Annotated in this window: 17 protein-coding genes and 4 pseudogenes; 12 read left to right on the top strand and 9 right to left on the bottom strand. The window is 52.0% G+C overall.

The genetic code is table 11. The annotated features are described in order from the left end of the window. Positions 1-2 precede the first annotated feature (2 nt). The 5 genes from I6L37_RS12325 to I6L37_RS12305 all read right to left on the bottom strand — a co-directional run bounded on the left by I6L37_RS12325 (position 3) and on the right by I6L37_RS12305 (position 10126). The gene (locus I6L37_RS12325; protein WP_216991973.1) at positions 3-4853 is read right to left on the bottom strand and encodes an RHS repeat-associated core domain-containing protein; all 4851 of its coding nucleotides are present in this window, start codon (positions 4851-4853) and stop codon (positions 3-5) included. Continuing rightward, on the bottom strand, positions 4850-5581 hold the full coding sequence (locus I6L37_RS12320; RefSeq protein WP_216991972.1) for a DUF4123 domain-containing protein: 732 nt from the start codon (positions 5579-5581) through the stop codon (positions 4850-4852). Before I6L37_RS12320 ends, I6L37_RS12325 begins: the two co-directional genes overlap by 4 nt. Continuing rightward, the gene (locus tag I6L37_RS12315; protein WP_216991971.1) at positions 5571-7616 is read right to left on the bottom strand and encodes a type VI secretion system tip protein VgrG; all 2046 of its coding nucleotides are present in this window, start codon (positions 7614-7616) and stop codon (positions 5571-5573) included. The genes I6L37_RS12320 and I6L37_RS12315 overlap by 11 nt, the downstream gene beginning before the upstream one ends. A 301-nt stretch (positions 7617-7917) precedes the next feature. Further along, entirely contained in the window at positions 7918-8436 is a 519-nt protein-coding gene (gene hcp1, locus I6L37_RS12310; protein ID WP_010634242.1) for a type VI secretion system effector Hcp1, read from the bottom strand. Between the two features lie 766 nt (positions 8437-9202). Beyond that, positions 9203-10126: a LysR family transcriptional regulator gene (locus I6L37_RS12305; protein ID WP_216991970.1), complete on the bottom strand. Its 924-nt coding sequence runs from the start codon at positions 10124-10126 to the stop codon at positions 9203-9205. A 123-nt stretch (positions 10127-10249) separates the two neighbouring features. Here I6L37_RS12305 and I6L37_RS12300 point away from each other — a divergent pair, with 123 nt between their 5' ends. The 12 genes and pseudogenes from I6L37_RS12300 to I6L37_RS12245 form a co-directional block, all read left to right on the top strand. Further along, positions 10250-11167, top strand: a complete 918-nt coding sequence (locus I6L37_RS12300; RefSeq protein ID WP_216991969.1) for an alpha/beta hydrolase — start codon at positions 10250-10252, stop codon at positions 11165-11167. Between the two features lie 49 nt (positions 11168-11216). Continuing rightward, positions 11217-12146, top strand: a complete 930-nt coding sequence (locus I6L37_RS12295; protein WP_216991968.1) for an alpha/beta hydrolase — start codon at positions 11217-11219, stop codon at positions 12144-12146. A gap of 49 nt (positions 12147-12195) precedes the next feature. After that, a complete protein-coding gene (locus I6L37_RS12290; protein ID WP_216991967.1) occupies positions 12196-12834 on the top strand; it encodes an SDR family oxidoreductase in 639 nt (212 codons plus the stop codon). A gap of 13 nt (positions 12835-12847) precedes the next feature. Beyond that, positions 12848-13492, top strand: a complete 645-nt coding sequence (locus I6L37_RS12285; protein ID WP_216991966.1) for a flavodoxin — start codon at positions 12848-12850, stop codon at positions 13490-13492. A 283-nt stretch (positions 13493-13775) separates the two neighbouring features. Further along, on the top strand, positions 13776-14999 hold the full coding sequence (locus I6L37_RS12280) for an integrase arm-type DNA-binding domain-containing protein (RefSeq protein WP_216991965.1): 1224 nt from the start codon (positions 13776-13778) through the stop codon (positions 14997-14999). Positions 15000-15092: 93 nt separating this feature from the next. Next, a pseudogene (locus tag I6L37_RS12275) lies at positions 15093-15293 on the top strand (integrase core domain-containing protein); the annotation flags it as partial. Positions 15294-15417: 124 nt separating this feature from the next. Then, positions 15418-16158, top strand: a complete 741-nt coding sequence (locus tag I6L37_RS12270; RefSeq protein WP_216991964.1) for a winged helix-turn-helix domain-containing protein — start codon at positions 15418-15420, stop codon at positions 16156-16158. Then, positions 16121-16555: a hypothetical protein gene (locus I6L37_RS12265; protein WP_216991963.1), complete on the top strand. Its 435-nt coding sequence runs from the start codon at positions 16121-16123 to the stop codon at positions 16553-16555. Before I6L37_RS12270 ends, I6L37_RS12265 begins: the two co-directional genes overlap by 38 nt. 353 nt (positions 16556-16908) lie before the next feature. Further along, positions 16909-17829: pseudogene (locus I6L37_RS12260) on the top strand (IS3 family transposase); the annotation flags it as partial. A gap of 105 nt (positions 17830-17934) precedes the next feature. Beyond that, complete coding sequence (locus I6L37_RS12255; protein WP_032495448.1) at positions 17935-19356, top strand: IS66-like element ISKpn15 family transposase; 1422 nt, start codon at positions 17935-17937, stop codon at positions 19354-19356. Between the two features lie 9 nt (positions 19357-19365). Then, a pseudogene (locus I6L37_RS12250) lies at positions 19366-19590 on the top strand (IS3 family transposase); the annotation flags it as partial. A gap of 35 nt (positions 19591-19625) precedes the next feature. Next, positions 19626-20020: pseudogene (locus I6L37_RS12245) on the top strand (integrase core domain-containing protein); the annotation flags it as partial. A 164-nt stretch (positions 20021-20184) separates the two neighbouring features. Here the strand turns inward: I6L37_RS12245 and I6L37_RS12240 are convergent. From I6L37_RS12240 to I6L37_RS12225, 4 genes are all read right to left on the bottom strand, one after another. Next, entirely contained in the window at positions 20185-22365 is a 2181-nt protein-coding gene (locus I6L37_RS12240) for a bifunctional diguanylate cyclase/phosphodiesterase (RefSeq protein WP_216991962.1), read from the bottom strand. Continuing rightward, positions 22362-23123: a hypothetical protein gene (locus I6L37_RS12235; RefSeq protein ID WP_216991961.1), complete on the bottom strand. Its 762-nt coding sequence runs from the start codon at positions 23121-23123 to the stop codon at positions 22362-22364. The genes I6L37_RS12240 and I6L37_RS12235 overlap by 4 nt, the downstream gene beginning before the upstream one ends. 63 nt (positions 23124-23186) lie before the next feature. Next, positions 23187-23564 carry a winged helix-turn-helix domain-containing protein gene (locus tag I6L37_RS12230; RefSeq protein WP_216991960.1) on the bottom strand — a complete coding sequence of 126 codons (378 nt, stop codon included), beginning with the start codon at positions 23562-23564 and terminating at the stop codon, positions 23187-23189. Positions 23565-24297: 733 nt separating this feature from the next. Further along, positions 24298-24678 (bottom strand): hypothetical protein, encoded by a 381-nt coding sequence (locus I6L37_RS12225; RefSeq protein WP_216991959.1) that lies wholly within the window; start codon positions 24676-24678, stop codon positions 24298-24300. Positions 24679-24842: the final 164 nt, after the last annotated feature.

Here is a 24842-nt window from a genome sequence, read left to right as displayed (position 1 = left end):
ATTCACTCCTGTGGCAAAGGCACATCTTCAATTATTTTAAGGTATGCTTGTTCTGTATACCTATTTTTTTTGTTAGGAACTGCATTTTCGAAGTCTTTGTATAGAAGTCGTATTTGCTCTCCACCTCCGGGGTAGTATTTGTAAGAGCCATCAGACATTTTTTCTATTTGTGGTCCAACAGGGCCATATTCTATATCAAATGGACGCTGAACTTCATAGGTCACTCTTCTATCAAGAGTTCCTTTCCACTCTTCCTTTATTGCTAAGTTGTCTCTACCAAAACTAGCATTTGGAATTTCATTTGGAGTACCGTATTGCCCTGGGAATTGTGCCCTTCCTTCGTTAGTGATCATATTAAAACGCTCCCCTGGTTGGATAACTCGAGTTTTGGGAGTAAAACCAACTGGCCATGGAGAAGCATTGTCTCTCACATTTTCGAAAGCACTAACCAATTCATGATCATCTTTGAACTGCCCGGCATGATGCTGCTCGAATTGCCTGAATACATCCTGTTGTTCAACCGGGATCCGGGTTCTAGGTATATCCAGAGGACACTGCCCTGGCACATTATTTAACCCCAGCGGGTCCACCCAACCGGTGGGGTTAGGGGCGTACTGGTAGTTGTTGAGTCCACCGGCCAAGCCTATCGGGTCAGGAGTGATAAATCTACCCGTCCCGGGTTGGTAGTAGCGGTGGCGGTTATAGTGGAGGCCCGTCTCGGCATCATAGTACTGCCCTTGAAAACGCAGGGGCGTCTCAACTTCGGCCAGTTCCTGTTTCCATACATTGCCATAAGCGCGATAGCGCACCTGCCAGGCGGTTGCACCATTTTCTCGCGTCAACGCCAGCGGGGTACCAAGGTGATCCAGTTGATAGTGGAATACCTCTGCGCCTTGCCCTTCCCCTTCCAGCTGCACCAGCGGCTTGAAGCTACCGGGCTCGTAGACAAAACTGCGGTAACCACCATCGCTGCAACTTTCGGCAATCAGATTATTGGCCTGCCACAAAAACTCGCTAACCTGGTCGCCCTGTTGCTCATTTTGCCCAACGAGCGTTTTGCGAATACGGCGGCCAAAGGCATCGTAGTCGTAACGGGCGATGCTCCCACCTGGCAACTCGACTCTGATCAGCTGATGCTGACAGTCGTAGTGATAACGGGTAACAAGTGACTGGCCCTTGCCTCGCCGCTCTACCGCCAATCGGCCAAATTCGTCGTATTCGAAGTGGCGATCCCCGCTAAAGAGCAAGCGGTTGCCCTGGGTACTGGCGGCATCAAACCGATTGCCCTGAGTCTGGCTCAACAGGTTTCCTGCCGGATCATGCAGGAATCGCTCGGTCAGCTCACCGCGTACCTCCAGCAAACGGTCCAGCGGATCGTAGCGATAATGCAATTCCCCCTGGGCACTGTCGTTGATGTGCAACAGATTGCCTGTGCCGTCATAGCCATAGCGCCGTTCGCGGGCAATCTGTTGTCCGCGTTGCAATCGCAGAGCTGTCAGACGTCCCTGCTCGTCATATTCGTATTGTTGAGTCAATGCCCCCTGGCTGCGACGCATCTCCAACCCGCCGACTATCTGATGGCGGGTGAGTTCGGCACCATTGAGATCGACACCGCTCAGGGCGCCATGCTGGTAGTGGTAAGCAAGCTGGTTGCCATCGGGCAACTGCCAGCTGGCCAACCGTCCCATCTGATCGTGTTTGAAATAGCTGGAGGCCCATCCCTGATGCTCAGCCAGCAGATTGCCGCCGGCATCGTATTCAAAGGCCAGCGGCCAGGCGCCATCATCGACCCGGATCAACTGGCCATATTGGTCATAGCTGAACTGGATTTCACGGCCGTCTGGCAGGCATTTCTTGAGCAGGCGCCCCATGGCATCACGCTCATAGCGGGTCACCAGTTCGGTGCCCTGCTTGCCAAACTCCACCTTCTCGCCAAGGTGGCCGTTAAGATCGTAACGATAGGCGGTGGTACGGCCATCGAAACCGGTTTCCCGCTCCACCAGACCGTTGGGGTAGTAGTGGATACGGTGCTGCTCACCGTGTTCGTTCTCTATTTCGCTCAAAAAGAGCTTGGCGTTGTCGTAGCGATACTTGAGCTCACTGCCATCCGGGTTGATGCGACGGCTCACCAGATGCAGGCCGGGATGGTATTCGTAGCGCGTCTCGCGGCCCTGCTCATCCCACTGGGCCGTCACCTTGCCGTAGGCGTTGTACTCATAACGGCGCACACCGCCCCCCGGCAGATGCACGGCTTGCAGACGATCGGCGGCATCCCACTCATAACGGGTAATGGCCCCACGGGGATCGCGACGCAGGATCTGACGACCCCGCTCGTCATAACGCCAGCGGGTTACACCGCCATCGGCCCCCTTCTCTTCAATCAGCTGCCCCTGTCGGTTCCAGAGCAGTTCGATACGGCTGCCATCAGGTTGTTCCACCAAACAGAGCTTGCCTTGTGGGGTGTAACCGTAACGGGTCTCGCGCCCCAAGGGATCCCGTCTTGCGATCACATCCCCTTGTACATTGCGCTCAAAACGCCACTCACGCTCCCCTTGTACCACCTTGCGTACTCGCCCATCCCAATATTGATAGGCGGTCTGGTTGCCATCAGGAGCGACCTCGAGAACCAACAGTCCTTCATCGTCATAGTGATACCGGGTCTCTCCACCCAGCGCATCCCGTGCCAGTACCTTCTGGCCCTTGTCGTTATAGACAAACTCGGTGATGGCACCGTCAGGATCCTGCTGACGAACGAGGCGGGCATTGTTGTCATGCTGATACACCTCCTGGCTGCCGTCGGCGTTGATGACCGTCACTTCGCCCTTGTCGTCATCCCAGCCATAGGTGACATCGAAACCGGCCACATCACTCCAGTGACGGATGGCACGCGCCTGAGAGCCTTCCCGCTCCCACTCCCAGAAGAAACCGGCCCCGCCCGCCAGACGGCGCTCCAGGATCACTCCATCATCACGGTAACGGTAACGTTCGCACTCGCCCCCCCCATTTTCAGCGGCAACCAGATGACCGGCATCATCATAGTAATAACGCTGCAGCGTTGCCTGAGGCAGCCAGTTGATCCCGTCAAACCGTTGCAACTCGACAGCGGTCAGGAAAGCCTGTTGATAAACGATGCGAAGAGCCAGCCCACCTTCATTTTCAATCCAGCAAGGGCGCCCCTGGTTATCGGAGCGAACAGTCAATCGATTCCCGTAGGCATCGGAAAGCGCAGTCAAACGACCTGTATTGCCATGCCAGGTAAAGTGCAAGAAGGGGGAGCCCGCCTTGGCCACAATCACCTCGTCGGCGTTATCTCCCAGATAAACCACCGCTTCCGACAACAGGTTGGTGACCATGGGCCTGCTTACCGATGGCAGAGGCAGTTCAGTGGCAAGAGATTCGTCATCCCGCCAGATCAGGATATCGCCGTGACGTTCAAGCCGGTGTGCCAAGGAGTGACTCCAGCCTGGTCCCATACCTGTTGTCTGTGCTATCGCAGAGGTGCGATAGAGGCGGCCAAAGGTGAAGGGCAACAGACCGGGAAGTTGGGCATCCTGCAGCGCCAGCAGCTCTTCGCCCGTCACCATGGAGACCGGACACTTGTTCTTGCACGTCTTTGCTTCCGGCTGATGGGGATGGCCCGCAGGAGTCTCGGCCTGCCTGGAGGCATCCGGTGTCTGGCTACGCTGTTTGATTTCGGCGTGCGGCTGGAACTTGCGCGTGGCCGCCGTCCCCTGCTCAACCAGAGTGTTGGCATTGCCATCTACCAACCTGAGATCGGCTTTCTTGGCCGGGCTCATGGGCGCCGAACCGGTTACCAGCACCTTCTTCGCTTTCTGGGCATGCTGCGCCAGGTTGTGCTTCTTCGACATATTGACCAGGGAGGTGACGAGGCGCATCACCCGGTCGCTGTTTTTCGCCATGGAGGCGGCTTTGGCACCATAGCGGGCTGCCAGGCCGGCCCCACCGGTCAGCACCACACCAATGATGACGTCGATCAGCACCGACGAGATCACCTGCGCCCCAAATTCTGTCTGCTCGTCCGGTGGCAACAACTTGACCCAGCACACCAGGGCATAGGCATAGAGATAGAGCAGCGCCTCATCCTGCAGCACCAGCATGGCCGCCTCCATCTGAGAGACCCCCGCCTGGGCCATGGCCGCAGCATCGACCCCCAGTTCGGCCAGCTTCTTGGCATTACCCACCGGATCGGCCAGCAGGTTGTAGATGGTTTTGAGATCGTCCCACACACCAACCAGCGCCTTGCCAATCCCGCTGGCAGCGGCCAGGGCATGACTCCCGACCCCGCTACCATTGGCGGTATAGCGTCCCCAGGCGGCCTTGTGCTCGCTGTTCCACTCTTTGGTCAGCCAGGCTTCGAGATCTTTTTGTACCGGTGCGTAAGAAGTGAACAACGCATCGAGATCACCCTTCTTCACATTGGGATAAAAGGTCACTCGATAGGACTTGCCCGGAGTGAGCTTGCCCACTTCGGCAATCCCCTTGGCATCCAGCGTTCCCTCCTTGACGACCGCTTCACTGGCAAATTGCCCGCGCATCACCTTGCCCGCCTCCACCTTGTAGGGGGTATTGCCGATGGGGATAAAGCGTACCGATTCAAACATGTGCACCAAACGCAAGGTGCCGCTCTGCGGACATTGGGTCACCACGGACTGCGCCTTGTTGCTGCCCGATGATGCCGTTATCTTCTTGTCACCGACCTTGATGGTCTGTTCCATGTCCATGCCGAGCATGTCGCCCAGAAAGAAACTCTCTGCATCCTGGCGGTACTCTTTGAGGGCATTGCGATAATCGGCAATCACCTGGGTGAAAATGGCCTGGCCGGGATTACTCATGCTTGAACCTCTTTGATCAGCGCAGCTTCCAGCGCCGGGAATAGATCACTGTCAGGGGATGGATGACGGGCAATGAAACGGGCCACCTTGAACCGTAAATTGGCCTCGGGAAAGGACCAGTAAAGCTGACCATTCTGGTCGGCCAGCTGTTGCATCAGGTTATTGATCAGGATCCCCTGATCTTGTTTGGCCAGGGTGCTGGCCACTTGTTCCGGGAGCTCCCACCAGGGGAAGGGACGCGGTTTGCAAGGCTCCGATCCTTCCCAACGAAAGGCGTGCCCATCACACCAGAGCGATTCAAGCTCAGGTAACAGGGTGGTAAAGCGGTCACCAAGCAGCTCGATGATCGAAGCCAGATAAGCACCATCCCAATAGCGAAAAAAAACCGCCTCTCCCTGATGCCAAACCTGGGTCAGCCCTTGCAAATGGCCATAGAGGGTATTAACCGGCTGCGCCGTCGAGATCAGGAATCCCCAGTCACGCGCCCCGGCATTGGCCGCCCACTCGATGAATGGGCTCTCTTCATCCAGTTCAACCAGATAAGGCATGACAGGATGCCAATCCCCATAGACAGTCCCGAGATAAAGACCTCGAGGGGTGTGGCGGCCATCCAGTCGATAGTAATGCTGCAAGGGGGCCGCTTCGCTGGCGCCGGCCAGCACGGCATAGAGAGGTGTGCTACGGGATGAATTGACCCACTCGGTTAATGGCAGCGCCTCAGATTTCACACTCACCCTCCTTGCACTTCTCGCACTCCTCGCAGAAAGGTGCCGCACTCTTCATGGTGGCAAGCTGAGCCTGTGTGAGAGGGACTTTGGGAATGGGGGGGACGGCAACACCATGGGGACCGATGGGAGATTGCCCCGCCCAGCCAGAACCTGAGCCAGGACTGCCGCCCGAGTTCATCTTGATGGTCGGGCCGACCAGGGTAACGCCGCCGCCATCGACCTTGATAAAGCAGCCACCGACCTTGACGGTGAGCTCGCTGCCCGCCTCCAGTACCACCTTGGCACCGGCCTTGACGTGCACCTCCTGCCCGGCCTGGGTTAGCCAGCTCTGCCCCAGTTTCTGGTGCATGCGGGCATCTACCGTCAGCGAGTGGTCACCCTTGATATGGTCACGCTTCTCACCCTCCACCGTCAGGTGGTCATTGGCCTTGATGCGGGTCACCCGCTCGTTGTCGATGTCTCTGTGCTCATCGTGCTTGATGTGCCAGGCCGCATCATTCTCAAGCGCTACGTTCAGGTCTTTCTGCCCGTGCAGATAAATCTCTTCCTGCCCCGCCTGGTCTTCAAAACGCAGCTCGTTGAAGCCCTCACCCTGATGAGTCTCGGTGCGCAGCACGGTGCGGGTCTTGTTGGCCGGTAGCTCATAGGGCGGCCGGTTGGTGGCGTGATAGGTGCGCCCCGTCACAATAGGCTGGTCGGGGTCCCCTTCTAGGAAACTCACAATCACTTCATGGCCGATGCGCGGAATGGCCATCATGCCGTATTGACCACCCGCCCAGCCTTGGCTCACCCGCACCCAACAGGAACTCTGGTCGTTACTCGAACCGTAGCGGTCCCAGGGGAATTGCAGCTTGACCCGGCCGTGCTCGTCGCAGTAAATCTCCTCCCCCTCCGGGCCCACCACCATGGCAATCTGCGGGCCATCCACCATGGGTTTGTGCGGCGCTTGCGGGCTGCCAATACGGGCCCGCCAGGTAGTGCTCGCCTTCACCACACCAAATTCGTTGTGGTAGACGGTCTGGCCGCTGCCCCCCTCCTCTTCCAGCGCCTGCGGCTGTTGGCCGGTGTGACGGATATGGACGATTTGCCAGTCGCTGTTGAGGCTGCCATTGGGGTGTTCGGTGAGTGAGAAGGTCTGCCCCGGCTGCAAAGCTGCACTGTTGGATTTGCCGCTACCGGTCACCGCATCATTGCGCAGGGCATCCAGCCTATGCTGGACAAACGCCTTGCCGCTCGGGTCCTGCTTGTAACGGCCCGGGTAGTCGAAGTGCTGGTAGCTCTGGCGCTGATGCTCAAGCTCGGCCCCCAGTTTCTTGTGGGAGAGCCCATAGGCCGGGGTCTTGAAGCTGTAGTCTTTGAGCTCCACATCCGAGGTGCGCACCGCCTCGCGGTAGTGGAACTGACGCACGTAGGCACCTTGCTCGAGGGAACGGTTGCCAAGGTTGAAGAACAGCTCGGGGCCGCCAGTTAATGCAGCCGCGTCGTCGGCAAACACGAGACGGTGTTTGCCTTGCTCAAACTCAAAGAAGTAGAACATCCCCTCTTCGGCAGCGAGGCGATTGAGGAAGTCGAGGTCGGTTTCCCGGTACTGGACGCAGTATTCGCGCTGGGCATGTTCATTTTTGAGGGCAAAGGCATAGTCGGTGATGCCGTGCTCCTGCAACAGGATGCTGAGGATTTCATCGGGCTTTTGCGCCTGGAAGATGCGCGAGTTGTGGCGAAGCCCCAGCCGCCACAGGGCCGGTTGCACCAGCAGCTGGTAGCGGGTGCGGCGAAAACCGCTATCCCCCTGGGCAAAATCACTGACCACCCCGCACACCCGGCGCTGCAGCTCGCCGTTATACCACACCAGCAACTCGCACGGCTGATCCAGCACGGCGGCAAAATCGATGTCCGACTGGGGGCTTGCCAAATCAAGGCGCAGCTGGAACGGGTCGTTCAGCGCCTCTTCCAGGGCAAACTCGGCCACCACGAAGGTCCCCTCGGGCAGCGCCCCCACCTTGACGGTAAATTGTAATCCTGTGCTATCTGCCATCGGTGAGCGCCCTCAAGAAAGTGTGTTGCCCCGGGTGACGGGGTCGTTGAAGCCGTGCGAGAGAGTCGCAATCGTCCCGATGGCATTGACACCATGGCTACCGCACACCCTTGACGGCGAGCGGCAAGATGCGACCCCATTTTTCTTATGCCTGCACACGAAGCGCAGACAGGCATAAGAAAAATCGTGGGCAAGGGAAATCGGATGCAATGGAGGGCAATTGGCGAGGCAGCATTGCACCTCTGATTTCGGTGGTTCCAAGAGCAAAAGGGCACCGCAAGCAGTGCCCTTGAACATCAGCTTACGCCTCGATCGGAGCACGCCAGTCGTCAGCACCGGAAGTACCGGCAACGGTGTGTTCCCAGTCAATCTTGCGGTATGCCATGGAGACCTGGATCAGCTGGGTGAAGTCAGACTTCGCCGGATCCTGGCAGTGCGGCATCTGGCAGTCGATATCCACGATGGTGGCATCGGTCAGCACGGTAGAGAAGAAGTGCTCCTGCTTGCCCTCAACGGAGGTGCGATACCACTTCAGGGTCACTTTCGGCAGCATCTCACCGGACGCCAGGGCGTTGTACATGAGCGGAACCGCTTTGTTCAGGGCCACGGTGAACTTGAACGGCTTGTGGACACGCTGACCAGCCGGCTGGCCGGATTGCGGGTCGGTCGGTACGGTCACGACGTGCTGGAACTCTTGTACCAGCATCTCGTCTTCGTGGCCTTGCACGAAGATGTTGCCGACGGAGTCAGAGGTGAAGGCACCCGCGGTGATGTTGCCCTGGGTTTTACCTTCGATGCTGATATAACATGGAGTTGGCATGGATATGCTCCTGATAGATTAGTGAAATGAGATAGCACTCGAGCGAATCTGTTAGCAGCGTCCATGCCACCTATAAAAAACATTAATTATCAATTAGTTATAAATCATTCGCGCTAATCACCATGCAACAACAAGCAATTTTTTGCTTTATCTCACTCAATACATCGTCAATCGTTGCCCATCCAGTTTTTAAATCTGGTAAATACGCAATACATTGCGCAGTTCAGAACGATTCACTGCAATGACGATAATTTAGCCACTCGCAATATTGCACCGGCACAGGTGCACGCTTTCCGCGTTGATGCCAGCAGCCCAAATCACCATGATGCGAGTGTCCTCCTCACACCTCAGGACAATCGTGGTGCTGTCACCGTCATAGATACACAAGGGTCAATGAACTGCTTCCGTGACTTTTCCTGCGCCCCCGGAGACCCCCACTGATGAAAAAGAACCGTCACCGAGTGACGCCTGTTTTTCCATCCCAACTGTGAAGTGCATCCGATGAGTCATGGGAAATTGCGTCACGCAAGGGATAGGTCGAGAGGATGCCTACAGCCAGTTACAGAAGCGGGCATGTAGACAACATGAGCCAATCGCAGGAAGCGGGACTATGGGTAGCAAACGCTCACAAGCGCCCGGCGGGATTGGTATGCAACGACCGATACAGGAAGAAAGACCAAGACAATCAAATAAAAAAGCCCACCCCTTAAACAGATCGGGCTTGGAATGTGGCGGAGACATTTCACCAAGCAAGCTCTTGCGCACGCTACCTGGCAATCCCTTCGCGCTTCTCCACCAGAAAGTCCATCAGCGCCCGGATCTTGGCCGGCATCTGGGCCCTCGACGGCACATAGAGATAAAACCCCGGGAAGGGGGGGCACCAGGGTGCGAGTACCCGCACCAGTGAGCCATCATTCAGGTACTGGCGCACCCGCAGATCCAGGTGTTTGACCAGGCCAACTCCCTGCAAGGCAGCCTGCAGCATGCTGTCGTCGTCGTTGAACACGGCGTTACCCTTGGGATCGACGATCTGGGTGTGCAGTTCCTCATCGGGGGAGGTAAACGACCAGCGGTCGATGGTGCTACTGGAGGTAAAGCGGTAGGCCAGGCAGTTGTGCCGGGTGAGATCCCCCGGGGTCTGCGGCGTGCCATGCTGCCTGAAATAGTCGGGGGCGCCGACGATGGCCATGGTCAAAGGAGGAGTGATGGGCACCGCCACCACGTGTTCATCCAGGCTCTCCCCCAGGCGAATCCCGGCATCCATCCCGTCGGCGATGATGTTGGAAAACCCGTCCGCCATCACCAGCTCCAGCCGCAGCTTGGGATGGCGCGCCAGAAACTCCCCCATGTGAGGCTCGATCAGCAGCCTGGCGGCGATGCGCGAACTGTTGATACGAATAAGGCCCGAGGGCTCAAGGTGGGAGTCATTGAGCTCGCTCACCACCCGCTCGATCGCCGTGAGGGAGGGTTGCAGCACGTCCAGCAGGCGCCGTCCCTCATCGGTCAGCGACATGTCGCGGGTAGTGCGGTTGAGCAGCCGTACCTGCAGCTGCTGCTCCAGCCCCTTCAGGTGCTGGGAGAGGGCGGCGCGCGTCACCCCCATCTCGGTGGCGGCCTTGGTGAAGCTGCGGTGACGGGCGATGTGGGCAAACCACGTCAGTGACGCGACGAGTGAAGGTTCTATGGGCATTTGTTTAGTCTAGCTAATCAGTCATGTCTTGATAGGTGCGTATATCTAGCTCAATAGACTTACTACTATTAGCTCGAACTCGCGTCAAGCATGACGACCCTGAACCTAACGGAGAGCCCGACCATGTCCCACGTCACCTTCCCCAATCGCAACGGCCAAGGCATCACTATGGCTGCCATCGTTCACTTCCCGCCGCACTTCGATGAGCGCAAGCAGTACCCGGCGGTCGTGGTCTCCCACCCCGGCGGCGGGGTGAAGGAGCAGACCGCGGGCCTGTACGCCAGCAAGCTGGCCGAGCAGGGGTTTATCGCCATCGCCTTTGACCGCTCCTATCAGGGCGAGAGCTCGGGCGAGCCGCGTCAGCTGGAGAACCCCCATATCAGCACCGAGGACGTCAGCGCCGTGGTGGACTACCTGACCACGCTGCCCTATGTCGATCAGAACCGGATCGGGGCCATGGGTATCTGCGCCGGTGCCGGCTACAGCGCCAATGCCGCCATCCAGGATCGCCGCATCAAGGCGCTCGGCATGGTCAGCGCGGTCAACATCGGCCAGATGTTCCGCAATGGCTGGGACAACAGTGTCAAGGATGCCGATGCCATGGGGTATCTGGCGTTCGGCTCCCAGGCCCGCACCGCGGATGCGGCAGGTAGCGGCTACGCCACCATCCCCTTGGCGCCCCTGCGTGAAGAGGATGCCCCCAACGAGGAGCTGCGCGAAGCCTGGGAGTACTACCACACCCCGCGCTGCGAGCACCCCAACGCGCCGGGCTTTGCCCTGACCCGCAACCTGAACCAGATCATCACCTACGACGCCTATCACAAGGCGGAGGCTTTCCTGACCCAGCCGATCCTGGCGGTGGCAGGCAGTGTGGCCGGCAGCAAGTGGATGAGCGATGACCTGCTGGCGCGCGCCGCGAGCACAGACAAGACCCTGCATGTGGTGGAGGGGGCCAATCACATGTCCCTCTACGACGTTCCCCGCCATGTCGACGAGGCCGTCGCCAAGCTGGCCCCCTTCTTCCTGCGAACCCTGAACTAATCGGCCCGCGAGAGGGGGAGGCCCCTCCCGCTTATCGAGGAGCATCATCATGAGCCATGTATTGAACCTGACCTATCAGAACCTGGGCTGGCAGACGGCGGCCGACCTCTACCTGCCGCCCGATTTCGACGAGCAAAAGCGCTACCCGGCCATCGTCAGCACCCACCCCATCGGCAGCTGCAAGGAGCAGACCGCCGGCAATGTCTACGCCAAGGGGCTGGCCGAGGCGGGATTTGTGGTACTGGTGCCCGACGCCAGCTTCCAGGGCGCCAGCGGCGGTGAGCCGCGCTTTATCGAGGATCCGGCAATTCGGGTCTCCGACATCCGCTTCGCGGTGGACTACCTGCAATCCCTCTCTTATGTGGACAGCGATCGCATCGGCGCCATCGGCGTGTGCGGCGGCGGCGCCTACACCATCCATGCGGGCATCACGGATCACCGCCTCAAGGCGCTGGTCTCCATCACCGGGGTCAACTATGGCCGCCTGATCCGCGAAGGCTTCGCCCAGTTCAAACCTCTTGAGCTGGCCCAGAGCATTGCCCGGATGCGCACGGCACAGGCGCAAGGGGACGCCACAGAGCCCGCCGATCTGCTGCCAGCGTCGGTGGCGGCGGCCACCGCGGCAGGCATCACCGACATCGACGTGCTGGAGGCCACCGAGTACTACAAGACGGCGCGCGGTCAGCAGCCTCATGGCGCGACCCGCCAGCTGATGTCCTTCACCGGCGCCGCCATGGGATGGGATGCCTTCCTCCATGCCGAGGTGCTGCTGACCCAGCCGTTGATGGTGGTCATCGGCGACAAGGCGGGGGGCTTTGGCGCCTATCGGGATGGCTGGGAGATCTACGGCCGCGCCGCCTCCACCGACAAGCACATAGTCGTGGCCGAAGGCTGGTCCCATTACGACCTCTACGACAAAGCCGAGCCGGTGGCCATCGCCATGGCAAGCCTCGTGCCCTTCTTCCAGCGCACTCTGTGATCCCGCGGTGGGGGCATCCCCACCCATTCAAGCAACAAGGTAAACCGATATGCGAAACGTACTGATCCTCGGCGCCAGCGGCCAGATAGCCCGGTGGGTGGTCAAGGGGCTCGCCGGGCAGGGCGACATCCGCCAGACCCTGCTGCTGCGCGACCCAAAGAAGTTGAGCGGCCGTGAGCCGGCCAACGCCAAAGTGGTGATCGGCAGCGTGCTGGACAAGCCGCTGCTCAAGGAGGCGATGGCAGGACAAGAGATCGTCTACGCCAACCTCAGCGGCGACAACCTGGACAAGCAGGCTCAGGCGGTCATCGCCGCCATGCAGGCCGCGGGAGTGAAGCGCCTGGTCTTCGTGCTGTCCCTTGGGATCTACGACGAGGTGCCCGGCAAGTTCGGCCAGTGGAATCGCGGCATCATCGGCGAGGAGCTTAAACCCTACCGCCGTGCGGCAGACGCCATCGAGGCATCGGGGCTGGATTACACCATCTTGCGCCCGGCCTGGCTGACCGATGAGGATGACGTGGACTACGCTCTGACCGCCAAGGGCCAGCCCTTCCAGGGCACTGTGGTGTCGCGCAGGAGCGTGGGGGATCTCATCACCCGGATCCTGGTCTCGCCCGAACTGCATCTGGGGGAGAACCTTGGCATCCACCAACCCGGCAGCGAGGGCGACAAGCCGTACTTTATGTAATGTGAGGTCAAGGATGATGAACTGGGTCTTTATCACCCTTGGTGCGCTGGCCGCCGCCGTGGTGGTCGTGCTGCTGGCGGTCTCTTTTATCGAGCGTCGGCAAGCGAATGAGCTGGCCGGGCTGGAGGCAGAGAGTCAGCAGATGGCGAGCCCCCGCACAGCGGTGGTCTATTTCTCCCGCTCGGGCAATACGGCGCTGGCCGCCCGCCACCTGGCAACTCGACTCGGTGCCCAGATCTTTGCGCTGGATGCCCCCGCCTACCGGCTCGGCCCCAGGGGATTGGTGCAGGCCCTCGGCGATGCCAATACCTTGAAGCGTGCGCCAGAGGCCCTGCCCGATCTCGTGCCGCGAATCCTCGATCTGAGTCCGTTCGATACTGTGTGGCTCGGCTCCCCGGTCTGGCTCTACAGCCCGGCGCCGCCTATCTGGGCCTTCGTCGAGCACAATCGTTTCGATGGCAAGGACGTGGTGCTGTTCAACACCTACAACAGCCATTTCGGCGAGGAGCACATCGCGGCGCTCAAGGCCAAGGTGCTGGCCAGTGGTGCCAGATATTTTACTCATCGCCATGTGCTGCGGGGACGGATGACCCGCCAGCTGACACCCGATCAGATGGTGGCGACAATCGACGACTGGCTGCCCAAGCGCCATCCCTGAGCGCCCGGTGCCTCTAAGGGGCAAGTCGTCGACCCTCATGGGAAGAGGCGGCGGGGAGCCAAGAGGGCCAATGAAAAAGCCCACGCATTGGCGTGGGCTTGGTAAATGGCGGAGAGACAGACCGCCATGAAACAGTCCAACCCAATTCAAACAAACAAGAATAATCATTTAATATCAATGAACTATAACCAAACCCCGTCCAACCCCTTTCAATGCCATACAACAAAAGCACACACTCAATGGCATACTGAATGGCATACTGATTTCAACAAGAGGTGGCATAATGGCAACACTCACCGACACCAAGGCCCGCAGCCTGAAGCCCGAAGAAAACCCCCTCCCCCATGGTGGGGTCACTGGCTTGGCCCTTCATCCATCAACGATAAAAGGAAAGGGAAAATGGGTGCTGCGATATGTCAGTCCCATCACAGGCAAACGCCGTAATGCTGGTTTAGGCTCCTACCCCGATGTCTCGATTTCAGATGCAGGTAACCTGGCTCGTTTAATGCGTGAGCAACTGTCCAAAGGGCTAGACCCCCTAGAAATGAAGAAAGAAGAAGCCACTAAGCCAGCGATACCCTCTGTCGAAATTGCGGCTCGCCAGGTGCACCAACAGCTACTCCCTGGTTGGCGCAATCCCAAACATGGGAAGCAATGGCTCTCGACCCTGGAACAATATGCCTTCCCTGTAATCGGTCGGCAGCCTATCAACACCATCACCCCGGCACATATCGCCAGTGTACTGCAGCCAATCTGGCTGGCGATCCCGGAAACAGCCACCCGCGTAAAGCAACGCCTGCATGCTGTAATGGCTTGGGCGTGGGCTCATGGTTTCTGCCAAGCAAACCCTGTCGATGTCGTGGATAAACTCCTGCCAATGCAGCCCAGTAAAACAATTCGCACTCAGCACCAACCTGCTATGGATTGGCGGATACTGCCAACGTTCTACCAGCAGCACTTGGCAAACGCAGAGCGTTTTGATGTTAGCCGTGCCCTACTTTCATTCGTTATCCTGACAGCCTGCCGCTCTGGCGAGGCCAGGAAAATGCGATGGGATGAGCTCGACCTAAACACAGCAATCTGGACTATTCCGGCTGACAGGATGAAGGCACAAGTCATTCAGCGCATTCCATTATCTCTTCAAACTATGGCCATATTAGGAAAGGTACGGGGTCTACACGGCGAATGGGTTTTCCCCTCTCCACGTAAACAAGTACCGCTGACAGATATGGCCTTGACTACTCTGCTCAGAAGAGTCGAGGCTCCCAGCACGACTCCTGGCCGAATGGCAACTGCTCATGGCTTTCGCTCAAGCTTTCGGGACTGGTGCAGCGAGCAAGGTTATGCGCGTGATCTCGCTGAACGGGCATTAGCTCACAAAGTTCAAAATAAGGTCGAAGCGGCCTACCATCGGACTGACTTGCTGGACCAGCGACGTCCTATGATGGATGCATGGGCCAAGTTTGTAGCTGGCGAACAACCGGCCAAATCGGAGACGCGGCCTTGATAGGCTGTAGGAGATTGTATTCACCTGACAATTGCCCATAAAAGGGCCTGGTCATATGGCTTCGAACCGAATAACTAAACGGTATCTCTGCAGGATGAACACTTTCGTATCAAGGGGAGGACAACCTGGTATGAGTCGGTAGAGCAGATGCAGACAGACCTCGATAGCTACCTGGAGCACTACAACACCCAGCGGCCACATCAAGGCAGGATGATGGAGGGTCAGACCCCCTACAACATGTTCAAGAAGGGTCTGAAATTGATACCGATGGGAGTATGCATTAACGTAGCGTAAACAAGACACCGGTTTGAGGCTGGGGTCAGTTGATAACTAGATCTGTACAGCAAATAACTTGCTAGTACGAGTAGACAACTTGATACTAGATGTGCACATATTTTGGGTGTGTGATGGAGACGATATGTTACAACTGGACGTTGTTTCAGGAGAGTTAACCTGGCATGGCAAACAACTGGCGCGATTGAGTCGGAGTGAGACTCTACTTCTTGAACATTTTATTACACATGCAGAATTATTATTATCTCAAGATAACTTACTAGATGCAGGTTGGCCACAGACTATTGTGGCGCCAAATACGCTAGTCGTCGCAATAAAAAACATTAGAAAGCACATATCAAAAACCAAGGCATCCATTGAAACAATTCACCGTCGGGGATATATATTTCACACTGGAGATTGCACTGTTTGTGTTATAAACACCATGAGCAATCCAGTAAACGCAGAAACGGTAATGAGCCCCCCAGGTACATTAGGGCTACACCATCACAAGAATATAAATGAAGATTACAATCCCCATATAAATATCCTAGAGGATACGAAAAAAGACTCCGTTATCGAAACAGAGCATTTAGAATCATTTAAAAAAAAGTCAAAAATATTGTTCCAGTCATTTTCATTAAAATTGAGGAGGGGCATTTTTTACATTGTACTTGCAGTAACAATTATTGGCTGCTTAACTATACGCAGCCTAAAACATGAATGGTTTTGCTACAGGTTAGATAATGCTAATGTTTGTGGGATTTTCAAGCTAAGTGATTCTCAAATATCAACAATTAAAAATGAAACAAATAATTCCGATGGGGATTTTCTATATGGATATGAAAATGACTTCACCACCATTAAAATATATAAAATATATTAGCATCGCTTGTTTACTAACATACTCAACCCATCCATTTATCAATGGCATAGGATGTAATTTTCACGCACAATCCAATGAAGCGAAAATTAGTTTTTACACAACCTGTAAATTTGGACTAATTGATAGCGTAGTGCAAAACAATCTAACAAAAAAATCTGTCAAATTGAAAGGGCTATATGGCAAAAGTGGTAATACCATTTTTTTTGTCACGTATAAAACAGAAATTTTCCCACAGCAGAAAGAAGAATTTACTGATATAACAGAATTATATACAACCAATCGCTTTTTTGTTTCGAAAATAATTAGAAACAGCGATGGCACTGACTGGGTCTTACTGCAATATCCTTATTTTACAATACATAAGTCAAAACATATTGGTTCTCTATCATTTCTATAAGTGATAACGGCTCTCATTAGTTTAAGAATATAAACGCCATCATATTTTCTATAAGAATAGATACTTAGCAAAAGTTAAAGCTCAGCCTCTTCCATAGCTTTATATTGATGGTTGTTCCTATACTCCCCTTCCTGTTATGGACGATATACGCCAGCATGTCGTCCTCTTCTATAATAACTTATGTAGGCTGCCATCCAACACTGATAAAATGACTTTTATTATGATACACCATAAAGACATACCTGATTACCCATGATCAGCAGTCACCACGAACTATACTGATCTTACTCACAGTGGACTGACCCCGCCCCAGTAGACGATCCTGCCCTAGAGTTTGAGCATAGGAGGATCTTATGGGCACACCACGATTTACACCTGAGTTTAAAGAGGAAGCAGTGCGTCAGATCACTGAGCGTGGTTATTCAGTGGCAGAGGTGTCTGACCGGCTGGGGGTTTCTGCTCACAGTCTCTATAAATGGCTGAGGGCCATCAAACCGGATAATTGCGAGCAGCATGCCCGCGATTTACTGGAAGCAAAAAGTGAGATCCTGAAGATACGGGCGCTGTTAAAACGCACCGAAGAAGTGCGGGATATTCTGAAAAAGGCCGCGCGGTACTTTGCAAGGGAGCACGACTGAAGTACCACTTTATTAATGAGCACCGTTCTGTATGGGGTGTCATGACAATGTGTCGGGTACTGAATGTCGCCCGGGCCGGATTTTATGCATGGCTGCATAATCCGGTCTGTGCACGTAATAAAGACAACCAGCGTCTGCTGACACTCATCCGCGATTCATATGCTCTGAGCGGCGGCGTGTATGGCTATCGCCGGGTTCATGGTGACCTGAATGAGATCGGCGAAACCTGCGGTAAAAATCGGGTGGGACGGCTTATGCAACTAAACCGGATCAAAGCAGTTCGCGGCTATAAAGCGCCACGCAGGGTATCCGGTAGACCTTCCGTCGTAGCGCCTAATCGTATCAGCGACAATTTACTGTTAGCCTGGCCAATCAGGTTTGGGTGACCGATATCACCTATATCCGCACTTGGCAGGGTTGGCTGTATCTAGCTGTGGTCATCGATCTTTTCGCTCGTAACGTGGTGGGCTGGTCGATGCAACCGACCCTTTCACGCGAGCTCGCGTTGTATGCACTGATGATGGCCGTATGGCGACGTAAACCAGAAACAGAGGTCATCGTGCACTCGAACCAGGGTAGCCAATATGGTAGTGACGTGACGACTGGCAGCGTTTCTGCCGGGCCAACAACCTGGCACGTAAGTATTCACCGGAACAGTATTGACACAGGAAAAATGAGACGATCGTCTCTTGATCCCACTTTCCTGCTTGCTTGATCCTGCTCCTTAGATACGCTCCCCCCATGAGCAAAAACACCATGCATTCCGCGGGAATGCCCACCACTCTGGAGCAGGCCAACGAGCTGATTTATAAGCTCCTCGACCGCATCGCCGAGCTGGAGGACCGCCTCAATCAGCACAGCGGCAACTCCTCCAAGCCGCCTTCCAGCGACGGCCCCGGTGCACCGCCGCCGGCCCGCAAGCGTCCGGCGTCCGGCAAGCAACGGGGGGCGCAGCCCGGTCACAAGGGACATCGCCGCGAGCGGCATCCGCTTGATGCCCGCCTGACCCTGGTCCCGCATTACCCTGCCGCCGATTGCGCTTGCTGTGGCGGGGACATGGTGGCCCATGCCAAACCCTATCAGGTTCATCAGGTGTTCGAGCTGCCCGAGGTGAGCTATCTCGTCACCGAACACCAACTGTATCGTGCGACCTGCTCACGGTGTATCGGCACGACCCAGGCCGCACTGCCAGACAACGTCAGCAGCAGCCAGATGGGGGCCAATCTGCTCAGCTACATCGCGCTGCAAAGCGGCCAGTTTCACCAGAGCGTCAGCCAGATACAGCAGCAGCTCAAACAGCATTTCGGCCTGAGTTTTAGCCGGGGCGCCATCAGTGAGGCGCAGGGGCGGGTGAGTGCCATGCTCACCCCGACCTACCAGGCCATCAAGCAGCAGGTGCAGACGGCCACCCACGTTCATGCCGATGAGACCCGGCATCAGCGGGGTGGAGAGCGCCGCTGGATGTGGCTGGCGCTGAGCAAGATAGCCGTCTGCTTCATGACGGCCTATGGCCGTGGTCAGGAGGCGGCCAAGCGGCTGCTGGGCGCCGAGTTTGACGGGGTGCTGGTGACCGACCAGTACGCCGGCTACCGGTTTATCGACGCCGACCAGCGGCAACTGTGCTGGGCCCACGTGGCCCGCAATCTCGTGGCCATCGCCGAGAGTAGCGAGCAGTGCAACCAGCCCATCGGTGCCCGGTTGGTCTTGCTGGCGGATGCGGTGTTTCGTACCCGGCACCGTTGGGAAAGCGGTGCGTTGAGCAAGCAGAAATACCTGCGCAGGCTCGCGCGTTACCGGCAAAGCTGGCGAAGCCAGTTGGAGCGCGGCGCCCTGTTGTGCAGCAAACGCTACCGTGGACGATGCCAGTTGCTGCTGCGGGATGACGAGATGCTGTGGCGGTTTATGACTGACGACGAAATAGCGCTGACCAACAACGAGGCGGAGCGGGCGCTGCGTGGCTATGTGCTCTGGCGCAAGGGTAGCTACGGCGTGTGGTCTCACCGGGGCGAGCTGTTTCGCCAGCGCATCCTGTCGTTGGTGGAGACCGGCAAGCGATTGGGCCGCTGCCCACAGGAGTGGTTGAGGGCCGTGGTCAGGGCGTGCATCGAGAAGACAGATTATCCCATCCCGGCAGAACTGATGCCGTCAACCCCGTCCTGGTGAATAGATACCCTGGCACCAAGTATGAGCCGACGTGGCAACTGCTGGGATAATGCGGTTGCCGAATCGTTCTTCAGTTCGCTGAAAAAAGAGCGCATCAGAAAACGGATCTACAAAACCCGTGATCTGGCCCGCGCTGATATCTTTGATTACATTGACGCGTTCTATAACAGGATCCGACGCCACAGCCACCTTGGTGGCGTCAGTCCGGAGGCCTTCGAACAGGCCTCGTCGTGAGGACAGAATATGTCTACCGTCGTGGGGTCAGTCCAGTACTGCCGTTTTTCGAAGCCCACGAGGCACGGGTCTATACCATCCTGTCGGAAAATGGACGCGAGTTCTGTGGGCACCCAGACCATCATCCCTACGAGCTGTTCCTGCAACTGGAGGGGATTGAGCACCGGACAACCAAGGTACGCAGGCCGCAGAGCAACGGCATTATCGAGCGACTGCATCGCACACTGCTGATGAACACTTCCGTATCAAGGGGAGGACGACCAGGTATGAGTCGGTAGAGCAGATGCAGACAGACCTGGATAGCTACCTGGAGCACTACAACACCCAGCGGCCACATCAAGGCAGGATGATGGAGGGTCAGACCCCCTACAACATGTTCAAGAAGGGTCTGAAATTGATACCGAAGGAAGTGCGCACTAAAGTAGCGTAAACAAGACACCGGTTTGAGGCCGGTGTCAGGTGATAACTAGATCTGTACATATAAAGTATTTCAATAAACTTCCATGGCTTTAGATCATTAAAAACCATATACACTATTATATAAAAAGACACCGGTATGACTCCGGTGCTTAACCATATATTAAGTGATATCACCTATGACTCATACGCAAGCTTATTGGTTTTTGAGTACATACTTATAATTGATTCTTTTAATAGCGGCTTTGAAAAATAAAAGCCTTGCACAAGTCTAACCCCTATTGATTGTAAAATTTCTAATTCATCCTTTGTTTCACACCCTTCAGCGACAAGAAACATATTAGTCCCCGAGGCATAGTTTATGATGGAGGATAATAGTCGTCTCATTGATGGATAGTCAGTAACTTTATTAACTATATTTTTATCAATTTTTATGGCATCAAAAACACCCGTACTTAAAGTGGAGAAAAAGGCATAGCCTGTGCCGAAGTCATCCAGATAGACCCTAACCCCCAGAGACTTTATTCTATTTATCACTAGCAAAAAAGACTCTTGATCTAAGATAGGAACTGATTCTGTTATCTCTACATTCAAATAATAAGGTGGAACTCCAACACTTTCAATAATATCACTAAGTAAGTGCTCTATATACTCGCCATTAAAAATTAATTGTGAAGGAGAAATGTTTACCGCAATAGGTAACCCAATTTCTATAACAACTTGAGCGGCATTCTTAACCATAAATTCGAAGATTTCATTCATATATCCATATTCTTCAGCCCAATTTATAATATCCATGGTACTGAGACTTGGGTACCTCAACAATGATTCAAAGGAAACAACCTCATGTGAATGGATGTCAAAGATTGGTTGATAAACTGGATAACAATCTGCTAGGATTTGCTCAATACTAAAAGAGCGATGTAGGTTATATACCTCTTGACTTTTTCGATGATCCATAGTTTTTTCATAGCATACCGGATGCTTGGCATGTGAGCGCTTTGCGAAAAACATTGCAACATCAGCCTTATCCAATAAAAGGTCAATTTTTTTCTCTTGATTTGGATGTAGGCAAAAACCAATAGACATTCCTATAGAAAACTCCTTATCACTAATACGCATTGGTTTTCTGACTTTATCCATTACAGTTTGGCATTTTTCAATGGTTGATAACTTATCACCTGTAATAATAAATGCAAATTCATCACCACCTAATCTTGCCACATCGGGCATATCAGAAAGAACCGACTTAATCCGTGAAGCGACAATTTGCAATACCAAATCGCCACAAGTATGTCCCATCATATCATTTATTTCTTTAAATTTGTCAAGGTCAGCATATGCAACTAAACACTCTACATTGCTGTCGATCTTGCGTTTAAGTGCTCGAATAAAACCCTCCCTATTCAATACCATTGTCAATGGGTCTATCAAACGACTCTGTTCTAATTTTAGAACTGATACCTTCAAGCTATCAACATAATCGGCCTCTTGTCTACGCATAATTAAAATGATACTAGTGCTGATGCATATACTATAAAACAAAATAAATTCGTAAAATGATAAATCCAAAGCAACATTAACGGCTGCAAACAATGCGGAAACCATTGATACAATAACTATTTTAAAATAAATATGGCTTTGAATAAAAAGACATATAAATGATGCCATCATAACAAGTGCAAAGTTTTCCTTAGAAAGATCATGAAAATAAACATTAACAATGTAGAATACCCCTGATGATAAAAACACTAAAAGACTGAAGTTCATCATCTTTATTCTTTTGTCGTTTGGGATAAACATATCAGACAAAAATAAATATGATGTAAAGAAAGTAAATGCCATCATATTTGCAGCGAAAAATTGATAAATTAAAGATAGGGAGGAACTAGGAAACACTAATGCCGATAGACTTGCAATTGATGTACATAACGCACCACCAATATGTAGTAATATGTATGATATAACCGCACCATACTTAGTGTAAATTGAGGTCATATCAAATAGTTTAAGCAAAAAATAGAAACCAAAGATAAACATTCCATTATTCAATGCATACATTAATAGTGATACATAATAGCTTCCCATACCAACTGGATAATTTTCGAAGCTGAAAAAAACCAAATTAAATCCGATGACTGTCATAAACGCAGTTAAAAAAGTCACTATTTTTGGCACAATGGAATAAAATGCCCATAAAAAGAATACCATATAAGCATTTGGAGCCCAAATTATACTGTATTCTGAATGATGATGACCGTCTGTTGATAATATATGGAAAACATTCTGGTATATTAAATTACAAATAACCAATGAACTGATAGATAATGATATAACTTTCCATGATACATTATTCATAGCATCACCTTTATGTCAGAGCTATCAATATCTTTGGCTAAAAATGTTGGGTATATATAATCACCCATTAAAGCGTAGTAAGGAACCCTACACGCTGTCTCAAGATCAGTTTTACTCTGCAACCTCTCAACAATAAGCGATGATTTCTTTCTTTCAACAATATAAAAGCAAGTGTCTACAAAATGATTTACCTCAGCAATATTGGCTGGTGGTGGACCCAATCGTACGTAATCGAAGAGATCATTTATAATATCGATATTTTCCGGAACATTTTGTTTCCAATCAAACCCACCCACGCTCAAATGATATCCACTATCCACAATCTTATATAACTCTTTATATAATCTTGAGTCCAATTTCCTTTTGGAAAATTCATTCTCTTGAAAGTTCATGTCGAGCACCAATTCTATTCTCTTGTCTCTCAATTTTTTTATGCTCGCTAGCAAATACTCGATCACAAAAGGTATTATTCTTGGTTCGACTTTAAAAAAAATCTGACTGGGTCGTCTCCCTGATTTGTGATAAGCTATACAACAATCATCGATTAAAGACAACTGTACGTGGGTAATTCTTTCCAGCATAGTTAAGTCACATGAACGATAAAAATGTGAGGCATCAACATTGTGTGGTCTAAAATAGAGAGCGGCAATACGAGTTCTGGGATCTTTACAATACATCTCTTGTGTATATAGTTTTGAGTAGCTACTAATCCAATCATAAGCTTCGCCATCCAAATAGAAGTCATCATTAAAGCTCATATCAGCCACCACCTTAAATAAGAGTTAACGCTTGACTCATGCTTAATATAGATTAAATCTATTTTAAACATAAATATCATCCACGTGTTTTTCCTTCTCTAATCTAAACCCTGATTTAGCTGGATTGAATATATAACCAGAACCAGAGACATTAGTTAGACAGGAACAATCTTCATCTGCTTTTTTCAAGAATTTACGAATATTAGATAATGAAACGGCGACCGTGTTATCGCACACAATTCTGTTTGACCAGACATTTTCTAAAATTTCATCTTTAGATATTAATCGACCAACATTACGAATAAGAAAGTTCAAAACATCTTTGTCTTTCTTTCCTAAACGTGAACACATCAGGTTCCCATTAGACACTTTATACTCTACAATTCCCGTTTGAAGATCAAACGAGACGCACATACTTTTATTTATCATTTTACTGTACATCTAATTACTCCTACTAGCTCGATGGTCGTCAGATATACAGCTATAATCTATTTTTTTTAACCTAATGTAATGATAGTAAAATAATAAATTAATAATTAAAAAAGTTCTTTAAGATCAATACCTTAAGATTAAAATCATAGTTTTATCACATATCAAAAATGATTATAATTGATGATTAAAAAGCCATTCAATGGAAAATGTTAAGTCAACATCGTCCCTGTATAACAGACACGTAACAATTATTAGTTAGAGTTGAAATGACATAATTAGTTAGGAGTGGCGTCTGTCGTTCGTAGATTAAGGTTAGTATATGGTGTTATATGTTTAACCAAAAAACATATCTTGACAAAGATATACAAAATCATTTTTCTGATACCAAGCATGCCTTACTTAACCAGGATTAAGACCCCATCATAATTATTTTAGAGAACATTTAAGGAATGTTCGGCATCATCACAGCCTAAAATTAATTAGGTTAGAGAAATGATTGATGCTGAGTGCTGTTGACAATACAAAAGATATTGAAGGAATGAGTGGACGTTTGTTAAGTTATGGATTTTATTTTGGCTTACACTGTTTAGTATGTTTATCGTAAATTTATACCTTACTAAATATTAAGGCATACCTACCGTATCGTGTGGTGAAATAAAAGGTATGAGACAAGATCATTACATGAGGTTGAAGGAGTGAGGCTTCAATAAGAGTGACCTCTAAAACTCTAAGCCCTCTTGTTTTAATAAATACCACGTTTTACTTCAACATCTAGCTTTCTGATTGTTTTAACCGCAATATATTCATCTTTTATTATATTTTCTTTTGTCAGATGCATTCTAATCAAACAATCATCGATTGACTGATGGAGTCGTTCAAGTGTGTGTATATAAATTTTATTATTCACATCGCACGCACCATTATTGTGGTCTTTAAGTAGTAACCCTATCCTCGAAAGATCCCCTCTAACAGTCATCAACTCCTTTATAGATATATCAATTGAATATAGTTCATCTCGATACCTATGAATGTTTCGCTGAATCAATACCGTCACGATGGAAATAATTGCAATAAAACAATCTCTGACTTTTCTCAATGGAACACCTATGTATACGTATAACATAAACAGTTCTTTGAGATGATTTTGCCCAAGGTTTAAAAGTGAAAGGTGAATGCCGGATGAGAAAAAAATGAAATCAAAAAACAATCTATATATCAGTATATTACATAGCAACCACTGATAATTATGATTACATGGCATTACATGCAGATCTGTTCACACGTTGC

Origin of the sequence: Aeromonas sp. FDAARGOS 1407, assembly GCF_019048725.1 — a bacterium.
GTDB classification, from domain to species: domain Bacteria; phylum Pseudomonadota; class Gammaproteobacteria; order Enterobacterales; family Aeromonadaceae; genus Aeromonas; species Aeromonas enteropelogenes.
This window is presented reverse-complemented; position numbering and strand designations above follow the sequence as displayed.